This is a genomic window from Amycolatopsis kentuckyensis (assembly GCF_002155975.1).
Taxonomy (GTDB): Bacteria; Actinomycetota; Actinomycetes; order Mycobacteriales; family Pseudonocardiaceae; genus Amycolatopsis; species Amycolatopsis kentuckyensis.
Window position 1 is genome coordinate 18806 of the sequence record NZ_MUMI01000322.1, and the last position, 9604, is coordinate 28409.

The 9604-nt window shown below is 70.2% G+C and carries 11 protein-coding genes, 1 tRNA gene and 1 pseudogene; 3 read left to right on the forward strand and 10 right to left on the reverse strand.

Translation table 11 applies throughout. The features are described from left to right. Positions 1-69: 69 nt before the first annotated feature. Both CCN39_RS29265 and CCN39_RS29270 read left to right on the forward strand, forming a co-directional pair. On the forward strand, positions 70-747 hold the full coding sequence (locus tag CCN39_RS29265; protein ID WP_167455210.1) for a response regulator transcription factor: 678 nt from the start codon (positions 70-72) through the stop codon (positions 745-747). Further along, positions 740-1846 carry a sensor histidine kinase gene (locus tag CCN39_RS29270; RefSeq protein WP_208630432.1) on the forward strand — a complete coding sequence of 369 codons (1107 nt, stop codon included), beginning with the start codon at positions 740-742 and terminating at the stop codon, positions 1844-1846. Before CCN39_RS29265 ends, CCN39_RS29270 begins: the two co-directional genes overlap by 8 nt. On the opposite strand, the gene vanX is transcribed toward CCN39_RS29270, so the two are convergent. The 4 genes from vanX to CCN39_RS29290 form a co-directional block, all read right to left on the reverse strand. After that, positions 1810-2418, reverse strand: a complete 609-nt coding sequence (gene vanX, locus CCN39_RS29275; RefSeq protein WP_086847371.1) for a D-Ala-D-Ala dipeptidase VanX — start codon at positions 2416-2418, stop codon at positions 1810-1812. The genes CCN39_RS29270 and vanX overlap by 37 nt on opposite strands. After that, on the reverse strand, positions 2415-3431 hold the full coding sequence (vanA, locus tag CCN39_RS29280; RefSeq protein ID WP_086847373.1) for a D-alanine--(R)-lactate ligase: 1017 nt from the start codon (positions 3429-3431) through the stop codon (positions 2415-2417). Before vanA ends, vanX begins: the two co-directional genes overlap by 4 nt. Then, positions 3424-4398, reverse strand: a complete 975-nt coding sequence (locus CCN39_RS29285; protein WP_341867713.1) for a D-isomer specific 2-hydroxyacid dehydrogenase family protein — start codon at positions 4396-4398, stop codon at positions 3424-3426. Before CCN39_RS29285 ends, vanA begins: the two co-directional genes overlap by 8 nt. A gap of 65 nt (positions 4399-4463) precedes the next feature. Beyond that, the gene (locus CCN39_RS29290; RefSeq protein ID WP_341867714.1) at positions 4464-4883 is read right to left on the reverse strand and encodes a MerR family transcriptional regulator; all 420 of its coding nucleotides are present in this window, start codon (positions 4881-4883) and stop codon (positions 4464-4466) included. A gap of 62 nt (positions 4884-4945) precedes the next feature. Between CCN39_RS29290 and CCN39_RS29295 the strand changes: the two genes are divergently transcribed. Then, positions 4946-5584 (forward strand): SDR family NAD(P)-dependent oxidoreductase, encoded by a 639-nt coding sequence (locus CCN39_RS29295; RefSeq protein ID WP_208630434.1) that lies wholly within the window; start codon positions 4946-4948, stop codon positions 5582-5584. A 24-nt stretch (positions 5585-5608) separates the two neighbouring features. Here CCN39_RS29295 and CCN39_RS29300 read toward each other — a convergent pair whose 3' ends face one another. From CCN39_RS29300 to CCN39_RS51970, 6 genes and pseudogenes are all read right to left on the reverse strand, one after another. Beyond that, complete coding sequence (locus CCN39_RS29300; RefSeq protein WP_086847376.1) at positions 5609-6184, reverse strand: hypothetical protein; 576 nt, start codon at positions 6182-6184, stop codon at positions 5609-5611. A gap of 221 nt (positions 6185-6405) precedes the next feature. Then, positions 6406-6478 (reverse strand) — tRNA-Ala (locus CCN39_RS29305). 54 nt (positions 6479-6532) lie between these two features. Continuing rightward, positions 6533-7357 carry a divisome protein SepX/GlpR gene (gene sepX, locus CCN39_RS29310; RefSeq protein WP_086847378.1) on the reverse strand — a complete coding sequence of 275 codons (825 nt, stop codon included), beginning with the start codon at positions 7355-7357 and terminating at the stop codon, positions 6533-6535. Between the two features lie 163 nt (positions 7358-7520). Then, positions 7521-8189 carry a GNAT family N-acetyltransferase gene (locus CCN39_RS29315; RefSeq protein ID WP_086847380.1) on the reverse strand — a complete coding sequence of 223 codons (669 nt, stop codon included), beginning with the start codon at positions 8187-8189 and terminating at the stop codon, positions 7521-7523. Continuing rightward, on the reverse strand, positions 8189-9466 hold the full coding sequence (gene glp, locus CCN39_RS29320; RefSeq protein ID WP_086847382.1) for a molybdotransferase-like divisome protein Glp: 1278 nt from the start codon (positions 9464-9466) through the stop codon (positions 8189-8191). The genes CCN39_RS29315 and glp overlap by 1 nt, the downstream gene beginning before the upstream one ends. Next, positions 9463-9604: pseudogene (locus CCN39_RS51970) on the reverse strand (UTP--glucose-1-phosphate uridylyltransferase); the annotation flags it as partial. The pseudogene CCN39_RS51970 and the gene glp, both read right to left, overlap by 4 nt.

Here is a 9604-nt window from a genome sequence, read left to right on the forward strand (position 1 = left end):
GCGGTGTTGCCGGCGCGTACGCGCTTTCCGATATGCGGCCGATATGCACCCGCTCGTAGCATCGGGAAGGTGCGTGTCTTGATCGTCGAGGACGAGCCCTACCTGGCCGACGCCATCCGCGACGGCCTTCGGCTGGAGGCCATCGCGGCGGACACCGCCGGCGACGGCGACACCGCGCTGGAACTGCTGAGCGTCAACACCTACGACATCGCCGTCCTCGACCGCGACATCCCCGGCCCGTCCGGTGACGAGATCGCCCGGCACATCGTCGCCTCCGGCAGCGGCATGCCGATCCTCATGCTCACCGCCGCCGACCGGCTCGACGACAAGGCCACCGGCTTCGGCCTCGGCGCCGACGACTACCTCACGAAGCCGTTCGAACTCCGCGAACTCGTGCTCCGGCTCCGGGCCCTCGACCGGCGGCGCGCGCACAACCGGCCGCCGGTGCACGAAATCGCCGGCCTGCGCCTGGACCCCTTCCGCCGCGAGGTCTACCGCGACGGCCGGTACGTGGCCCTGACCCGGAAGCAGTTCGCCGTGCTCGAAGTCCTCGTCGCGGCCGGCGGCGGGGTGATCAGCGCCGAGGAACTGCTGGAGCGGGCGTGGGACGAGAACGCGGACCCGTTCACCAACGCCGTGCGCATCACAGTGTCGGTGCTGCGCAAGCGGCTCGGCGAACCCGGGATCATCGCGACCGTCCCGGGCGTCGGCTACCGCATCGACACCGGCGACGACGACCGTGGCTAGGGAACCGGGGCTGAGCGCACGGCTCAAGCTCACCCTCAGCTACGCCGGGTTCGTGATGCTCGCGGGCATCCTGCTGATGGGTGCCGTGCTCGCCTTCTACCTGTACTTCCTGCCCCGGGGCTGGATCATCACCGAGGGCAACTTCTGGATCAACCGCAGCGTCCTGGTGCGCGCGTTCGTCCCGTTCATGGCCGTCGTGATCGTGTTCCTGCTGGTGTTCGGGCTGCTGGGCGGCTGGATCCTCGCCGGCCGGATGCTCGACCCGCTGACGCGCATCACCGAAGCCACGCGCGTCGCCGCCACCGGCTCGCTCTCCCACCGCATCCGGCTGCCTGGCCGCGCCGACGAGTTCCGCGAACTCGCCGACGCCTTCGACACCATGCTCGCGCGGCTCGAGACGCACGTCGCCGAGCAGCGTCGGTTCGCCGCCAACGCGTCCCACGAGCTGCGCACGCCACTGGCGATCACCCAGAGCTTGCTCGACGTCGCCCGCAACGATCCCGAGCGCACGACGGACGAACTCGACGAACGCCTTCGCGTCGTCAACGCCCGGGCGATCGAGCTCACCGAAGCCCTGCTGCTGCTCAGCCGCGCCGAGCAGCGGACCTTCAGCCGCGACCGCGTCGACCTTTCCCTGCTCGCGGAGGAGGCCGCCGAAACGCTCCTGCCGCTCGCCGAGAAGCGGGGCCTCACCATCGAGACGTCCGGCGAGGCCGCGATCGCCCTCGGCTCACCCGCACTCCTGCTGCAGCTGACGACGAACCTGGTGCACAACGCGATCGTCCACAACCTGCCCGAGCGGGGCGCGGTGTGGGTCACGACCGGCGCCGAGCCCGGGGCGGTGGTGCTCACCGTCGAAAACACCGGCGAGCACCTCCCGCGGCCCCTGGTGGCCACCCTCGCCGAGCCCTTCCAGCGCGGCACCGAGCGCATCCGCACCGACCAGGCGGGTGTGGGCCTCGGCCTGGCCATCGTCAAGAGCATCACCCACGCCCACGACGGAACGCTGGCCCTGGTCCCGCGACCGGAGGGTGGCCTCCGCGTCACGGTCCGGCTGCCCGGTCACGCGACGGGGAAGTCGAAGTACGTGTCGGGGTAGGGCTCGTCCTTCAGGCCGTAGTGCCACCATTCGCGCTCGTAGGCGGCGAAGCCGCAACCCTCCATGATGGACCGGAGGCAGGCCCGGTTCCCGGCTTCGGCCTGCGGGATCCCGCGGGCGCCGTGGTGCGAGATGGTGTCCATCAGGTCGTGGCCGCCGCCCATGGACGCGAGTTCGCCGGTGTCGAGGTGGTAGAGCGTCAGGTCGACGGTGCTGCCCCGGGTGTGCCCCGACTTGGCCGCCACGTACCCCTTGGCGAACATCGCGGCCCGGTCGATGTTCGGGTAGTGCCACAGCTTCGTCCGGCCGTCCTCCGGCTGGTCGATCCAGCGCAGGAAGCAGTCGACGGCGCGTTGCGGGCGGTAGCCGTCCCACAGCACCAAGCCGAACCCGAGGGACGCGGCCTTCTCCTGCGCCTGGCCGAGGGCGGCGCACAGGGTCTTCGTCCCGACGATCCGGTTGACCAGGTAGCCGTCCACCGGTTTGCCGGTGAAGTTGTCCCAGGTGGCGTACTTGGCGTCCCAGCGGATGCCGGGCACCAGCTCGTCCACGAAGGCGAAGTCGTCGTTCACCGGACGGTCCCGGCCACGAGCCGGTCGATCAGTCCCGAGAGCGGTAAGCCGGCGGCCGCCATCATCCTCGGGTAACGGCTGTAGGACGTCAGGCCGGGCATGGTGTTGACCTCGTTGAGGACCACTGTGCCGTCTTCCTTGAGGAACATGTCCACCCGGGCCAGTCCCCCGCACCCCAGGGCGCGGTAGATGGCTTTCGCCGTCTCCTGGACGCGGGCGCGGGTCTCGGGCGGGATGTCGGCGGGCACGACGGGCGTCGAGTTCTCGGAGCCGCTTTCGGGGGCGTCCTCCTGGTGGATCCGGAAGAAGCCGTGGGAAAGGGCGATCCGGTCCACCTCGCCGGCGAAGAGGTCCCGGCCGCTGCCCAGGATCGCGCAGCCGACCTCGCTCCCGGCAACGGCCTCCTCGATCAGCACCTTCGAGTCGTACTGCGCCGCGGTCGCGATCGCCGCCGCCAGTTGTTCTTCGCCGGAAACCTTGCTGACCCCGAAGGACGACCCCGACCGCGCCGGCTTCACGAAGACGGGATAGGTGAGCCTGCCGACCTCCTCGCCCGCCAGGACGGTCCGGAAGTTCGGCGTGGCGATACCCGCGCTCCCGGCGACGACGTAGGCGAGCGACTTGTCCATGCACAGGGCCGAACTCTGGACGTCGCAGCCGGCGTAGGGAATGCCGGACAACTCCAGCAGGCCCTGGATCGCCCCGTCCTCGCCGAGCTTGCCGTGCAGCACGGGCAGCACGACGTCCAGGCCGATCGTCTCGTACTTCCCGTCGTCCAGGACCAGCAGACCGGGAACACCCCGGTCCGGCGACAGAGCGACCGGCCGCCCGGTTTCCCAGCCCGTTCCCGGGCCGTCACAGAGTTTCCAGGCGCCGCTCTTCGTGATCCCGATCCAGAACGGTTCGTACTTCCCGGTGTCGAGGTGCCGCGCGACTTCCCCCGCGGACTTCACGGAGACGGGGTGTTCCTCGGAGACGCCCCCGAAGACGATCCCGACCTTGAGCCTATTCATGCCGCTTCCCGCTTTCGAAGTTCAAGCAGTTGATGATGGAGTTTTCGACGGTGTCGCCGAGCGCGTGGTCGGTGTAGTAGGCGGTGTGCGGGCTGATCAGCACGTTCGGCAGTTTTTGCAGCCGCACCAGCAGATCGCTTCCGACGGGCCCGCCCCGGCAGTCGGCGTAGAAGACGCCCTCTTCCCCTTCGAGGACATCCAGCCCGGCCCCGCCCAGCCTGCCGTTTTCCAGCGCCGCGACGAGCGCCTCGGTGTCGAGGAGAGGTCCTCGCCCGGTGTTGACGACGAACGCCCCGGCCTTCATCAGCTCGAGCCGCCGCCGGTCCAGCAGGTGGTGCGTGCCGGCGTCGAGCGGCGTGTGCAGCGTGACGACGTCGCTCAGCCGCAGCAGTTCGTCGAGCTCGACGTAGTCGAGGCCGGCCCGGGGACGGCTGTCGTACGCCACCACCCGAGAGCCGAAGCCACGCAGCCGTTCCACGACCGCGGTACCGATCCGCCCGGTCCCGACCACCCCGACGGTCAGGTCACGCAGCTCTTTCCCGCGCACGTCGTTCAGCCGGTAGTCGTGCTCCTCCGCCCGGCGGAGGACGGACTTGGCGTCCCGCAACAACATCAGCATCAACATCACCGTGTAGTCGGCCACGCTGTCCGGCGAATAAGCGACGTTCCCCACGGAAATGCCCACGCTCCGGGCGTATTCGACATCGATGTGGTCGTAGCCGACGCTCCTCGTGGAGACGTACGAGACGCCGACCCGGCTGAGCGCACGAAGAGTCCCGTGGCCGACCGGAGTCTTGTGCCCGACGCTGACGCACCGGTTGCCGGCGGCAAGTCCGACGTTGGCCTCGGAAACCGCGGCGTCCGTGATGGTCGGCGTCACGCCGAGGCGAGGCGCCACCTCCCGGAACAGCACGGCCTCGTCGGGCTCGCACCCATAGATCGTCATCCCGAGTGCCGGTTCGCTCATGCCGCCCATTCAAGGGAGCACGGCGTTGCCGGCACGTATGCGCTTTTCGATACGCCAAGGATAAGTTACTCGTGGGTAACCTGATCGTCGCGCTGTCCCTGCGCGGCCGCCAGAAGAGCGCCGAGGGCGCGCTGCGAGGCCCGGAGCTGTCCGATCGCCTCATCGATCCGGGCGTGTTCCCGCCGGAGGTGAGTGACCATCCCGGGACACGGCGAGGGGACGAGCCGGTCCCCATCGGCGTGCACGCAGTCGAGGACCTGCGCAATGACGGCGGTGGGCAACCCCGCAGCGAGCAGCGCGCGGATCCGCTCGACCGTGACGATGTCGGGCTCGCCGTACTCGCGGTAGCCGTTCGCCCGCCGCGCCGGCCGGAGCAGGCCCTGCTCTTCGTAGTAGCGCAGCAACCGTTCGCTCACGCCGGTTCGCCGAGCCAAAGCGCCGATCCGCACCTGGACCCCTCGTTCACGCTTGACCTTCTCACTCATGTGAGACTTTAGCCTTTTGCCGTCGGTGACGGAGGAAGACGAAGGAGCAACGATGCCGGGGCGTGGTGATCATCGGAGCGGGACCGGGCCTCGGCCTCGCGGTGGCCCGCAGGTTCGCACGGGAGGGACTGCCGCTCGCCCTGGTGGCGCGGTCCGAGGACAGGCTGAAGACGCTGGCCGACGCCTTGACGCCGACCGGGGTCCCGGTGCTCGCGCTGCCCGCGGACAGCACCGACGAGACAGCGCTGCGCACGGCGCTCGACACGGCAACCGGCGAGTTCGGCGTACCGGACGGAGTCGTGTACAACGCGGCGATCATCCAGCCCGACCGGCCCGGCGAGCTGTCCGTCCAGGCCCACCAAGAGGCCTGGGCGGTCAACGTGGTGGGAGCGATCATCACGGCCGCCCACATCGCCCCCGCGATGGCGCGACGAGGCAGCGGTTCGTTCATCATCACCGGCGGAATGCCGGAGCCGAAACCCGAGTACATGAGCCTCTCCCTCGGAAAGGCCGGAGTCCGAGCGCTGGTGACGTTGCTGGACAAGCAGTACGGCCCAGCCGGCCTCCACTTCGCAACGGTCACTGTGGACGGTCCGATCGCCCCGGGAACAGCGTTCGACCCCGGAGACATCGCGGAGCACTACTGGCACCTGCACAGCCAACAGCCCCGCGAGTGGACCCGGGAAATACTGCACCCCTGACCGGGCCGGCGCGGGCAAAGCCCTTCAAGCGACGCAGACTCCCGTCCCGGGCGCGTCGACGAAGAAGGTGATGTGCAACTCGATGGTGTCGGGCGGGAACGTCAGTGTGGCGTCGAGGGAATGCGCCCCGACGCTCAACTCGCCGGGCGCCATGACCCGGCCTTGCTCGAAGGCGAACTCGATCTCGTCCGGTGGCAAAGGGTCGTTCACGCGCTTGGTCGCCGTTCGAGTGGTGGACAACTCGCCCCCGTCGAGGCGCAGGACGATCACGTCGTGAGCGGTGAACGCGTCGAAGTCCTGCCGACGGTACGAACGGCCGCCCCCGCCGACATCGGCGATGAAGATGACGTGCCAATCTTCGGCGCAGTAGTGCATCCCGTCGAAGCCTTCGCCGGCCAGCGGCCGGATCGTGGCCCGGCGATCGAGGTCCGAGGGCGCCCCGAGACTGACCGGAGAATGGTTCACCATTGCCCGGCCACCGTTCAGCGCGGCCTGGAAAACGGCAATCGCCTGACCACGAGTAACCCGCGGTGTGGCCGCGTTCGCCGGTGCCGCGGTGAGCAGCGTTCCGGTCGCGATCAGGCTGACGGCGGCGAACAACCCTCGGCAACGTCTCATAACAGCTCCTCACCCGAATCCGCTGGACTACCTCGACCGAACCCCAAACGGTCGTCGCATCCACCGCGTTACGGATCCTTCGGCCCCTGGTCGAAGTGTGACCAGCGGGGAGCCTGGACGAGCAGGGCCACTGCCGCACTTCGCCGCCACCAGGGCAGCAAAAAGGGCCGCCCACTCTACTGTGGACGGCCCTTGACCTGCTGTGGAGCTGAGGGGAATCGAACCCCTGACCTTCTCGATGCGAACGAGACGCGCTACCAACTGCGCTACAGCCCCTTGGTTGTGCTCGTAGAGCTTAGCAGTGCCCTAAGAGCACCCCACGCAGGGGGGTCACTCCCCGACCGCGCGGCGGTACGGGCCGGTCCCGGGCTCGTCGAGCTCCTCGAACGCCGGGTCCTCGTCGTCGAGGTCGACGACGACGGCGCTGCGGCGGACGCGGGACGTCGGGGACGGCCGGCGCTCGACCACCTCGCGGCGGACCGGCTCGACGACCTCGACGTCCTCGTTCTCCTCGTGGTCCTCTTCTTCGATCGAAGCCGGCGGAGCAGACGGGCGCCGGGGCGCGCGGGTGCTGTTGAAGCGGGCGAGCCGGCGCTGCCGGATCTCTTCCTCGATGCGCACCTGGCGGCGCAAGTACACCAGGTACCCGACGAGCACGACGTCGATCACGCCGTGGCCCCACCAGGCCAGCGGGAAGACGAAGCCGGCGACGGCTCCGCTGATCACCGCGATCGCGAGCAGGATGACGACGATGCGCTGCCGGAAGCCGTACTTGGCGCGGGCCGCGATCTCGGCCGCTTCGGGGTCGAAGCCGCCGCGGCCGGGCCGGTAGCCGGGGCGGTCGCGCTCGGCCCGGCGGCTGTGGGCCGGCTGCGGGAGCGGCGCGGGCTCGTGCTCCGGTTCGTCGAGGTCGTCTTCGAGTTCGAGGTCGGCCTCCAGTTCAGCGAGGTCGTCCTCCACCGATGGCCGAGACTTCCCGGGATCGTCGGACATGGCGAATTCCTCCCGGTCTTCGTTGCGTCCACTGCGCACGACCCTGGCCGCGAGCGCCGAGTCGGTCGTCCTCGCGACCTGCTGCCGCCGTCGCGCGACCATGGGCACGAGTACGACGAGCCATGCCGCGGCGAGCGCGACGATGATCACGGAGCTGGGCATCTCCCGTCACCTCCCCCGATCCTTCCACCACGAATCACGTTAGTCACAGGAGTAACAGATCGGGCGGAGACTCGCCGGGTTCGATCACGGAAATGCCTCACCGGATTAGGTGAAACTCACAGCATGTGGTAACGCGGCTACCAACCCGGGTGGGTAATCACGTTCAGGCGTAGTCGGCGCGGCCCGCCGCGACCAGCCGCGACACCAGCCCGGACCCGGTTTCTTCGCGCGTCACGGCGTAGCAGAAGTGGTCCCGCCAGCCGCCCGCGACGTCGAGGTAGCGCTCGAACAGGCCTTCCCGCCGATAGCCCGCCTTGGTGAGAACCCGCAGGCTGGCGGCGTTTTCCGGACGCACGGTGGCCTCCAGCCGGTGCAACCCGGCCGGGCCGAAGGCGTGGTCGGTGACGAGCGCCACGGCGGCCGTCGCGACTCCGCCGCGGACCACCTCGGACGACACCCAGTAGCCGATCCAGGCCGACCGCAGCGACGCCCGGATGACGTTACCCACAGTGATCTGCCCGACGAGACGACCGTCCAGGGTGATCGTGAACGGGAGACACTGACCACGGCGAGCGAGCGACCGCAGGGCCGCCCACTGCGACGGCCACGACCAGAAGGCGTTGCGTTCGGGCCACGGGCCGACACCGGTGGGCTCCCACATTTCGAGGTGCGCGCGGTCCCGGAGCCGGATCCGGCTCCACTCGCCGGCGTCGCGCAGCCGGACCGGCCGGATCGCGACCTCGCCCGCGGGCACGCGCAGCGGGCCGAGCCGAGCCGGCCAGCCCGGGTGCCGGCTTTCGACCGGATAGGACACGCCCGACACGGAGCTCATCAGGCCCGTTGCGCCAGGAAGGTGACTTGGACCTGCTCGCCCGCGGGGACGTCGGTCGCCTCTTCCGGCACGTTGATCAGGCAGTTCGCCTCGGCCAGCGACGCGAGCAGGTGCGCCCCGGACTGGCCGAGCGGCTGGACCAGGTACTCGCCGTTGGCCTCGTCGCGCAGCAACTGGCCGCGCAGGAACCCGCGCCGGCCCTCGGTCGAGGTGATCGGCGAAAGCAGCCGCGCACCGACGATCCGCCGGTGCGGGTTGCGGGTCCCGCGCGCCGCCCGGATCAGCGGCCGCACCAGCACTTCGAACACCACCAGCGCGCTCATCGGGTTGCCCGGGATGAGGAACGTCGGCACCGAGTCGGGCCCGAGCCGGCCGAACCCCTGTACCGAGCCGGGGTGCATCGCCACCCGCGTCATGTCGATCCGGCCGAGGTCGGACAGCGCGGCGTGCACCTCGTCGCCGGTGGCGCCCCCGGCGCCACCGGCGACCACGACGATCTCCGACATCAGCAGCCTGCCCTCGACGACCTCCCGCAGCCGCTTCGGCTCGCTCGGCACGATGCCGACCCGGCTGACCTCGGCACCCGCGTCCCGGGCGGCCGCGGACAGCGCGTAGGAGTTGACGTCGTAGACCTGCCCGACCGACGGCGTCCGGTCGATGTCGACCAGCTCGTCGCCGACCGACACGATCGACACCCGCGGCCGCGGGTAGACGAGGACCTTCGCGCGGCCGACCGCGGCCAGCAGGCCGACCTGGGCCGAGCCGATCGTGTCGCCGCGGCGCACCGCGACGTCCCCGATCTGGACGTCCTCGCCCGCCCGCCGCACGTACCCCGCCGACGGCACCGAGCGGTGCACTGTGACCTTGGCCTGGTGCCCGTCGGTGTAGGCGAGCGGCACGACGGCGTCGGCCAGCGTCGGCAGCGGCGCGCCGGTGTCGACCCGGACGGCCTGGCCGGGCTGGAGCCGCCGCGGCTGGCGCGAGCCCGCCGCGATCTCGCCGACGACCGGCAGCTGCACCGGCTCCTGCCCGGCGTTGCGGACGTCCACGCTGCGCACCGCGTACCCGTCGATCGCGGCCTGGTCGAACCCGGGCAGCGCGTGCTCGGCGACCACCTCCTCGGCGCAGAGCAGCCCCTGGGCCTCGGAGATCGCCACCCGCACCGGCTGGGGCCGGACGGCGGCGTCCAAGGTCATCGAGATCTGCGCGTCGACCGAGCGCAGCTCGGCCTCGTCCCCGGCCACTTCGGGCCGCGCCGCGTCGAGGGATTCCGTCATGGGCGCTCTGTCCCGATCCGTTCCGTCAGCCACGCCCGTAAAGATGGACCGTACTCGGGCGTTTCAAGCGCGAAATCGACCGCGGCGCGCAGGAAACCACCCGGATTCCCCAGGTCGTGCCGTCCACCGCGGTGGACG

Coding starts and splice junctions, on each gene's coding strand:
- vanA (WP_086847373.1), bottom strand. CDS start 3,431: ATGAATAGGCTCAAGGTCGGGATCGTCTTCGGGGGCGTCTCCGAGGAA.
- CCN39_RS29285 (WP_341867713.1), bottom strand. CDS start 4,398: ATGAGCGAACCGGCACTCGGGATGACGATCTATGGGTGCGAGCCCGAC.
- CCN39_RS29290 (WP_341867714.1), bottom strand. CDS start 4,883: ATGAGTGAGAAGGTCAAGCGTGAACGAGGGGTCCAGGTGCGGATCGGC.
- sepX (WP_086847378.1), bottom strand. CDS start 7,357: ATGCCCAGCTCCGTGATCATCGTCGCGCTCGCCGCGGCATGGCTCGTC.
- CCN39_RS29315 (WP_086847380.1), bottom strand. CDS start 8,189: ATGAGCTCCGTGTCGGGCGTGTCCTATCCGGTCGAAAGCCGGCACCCG.
- glp (WP_086847382.1), bottom strand. CDS start 9,466: ATGACGGAATCCCTCGACGCGGCGCGGCCCGAAGTGGCCGGGGACGAG.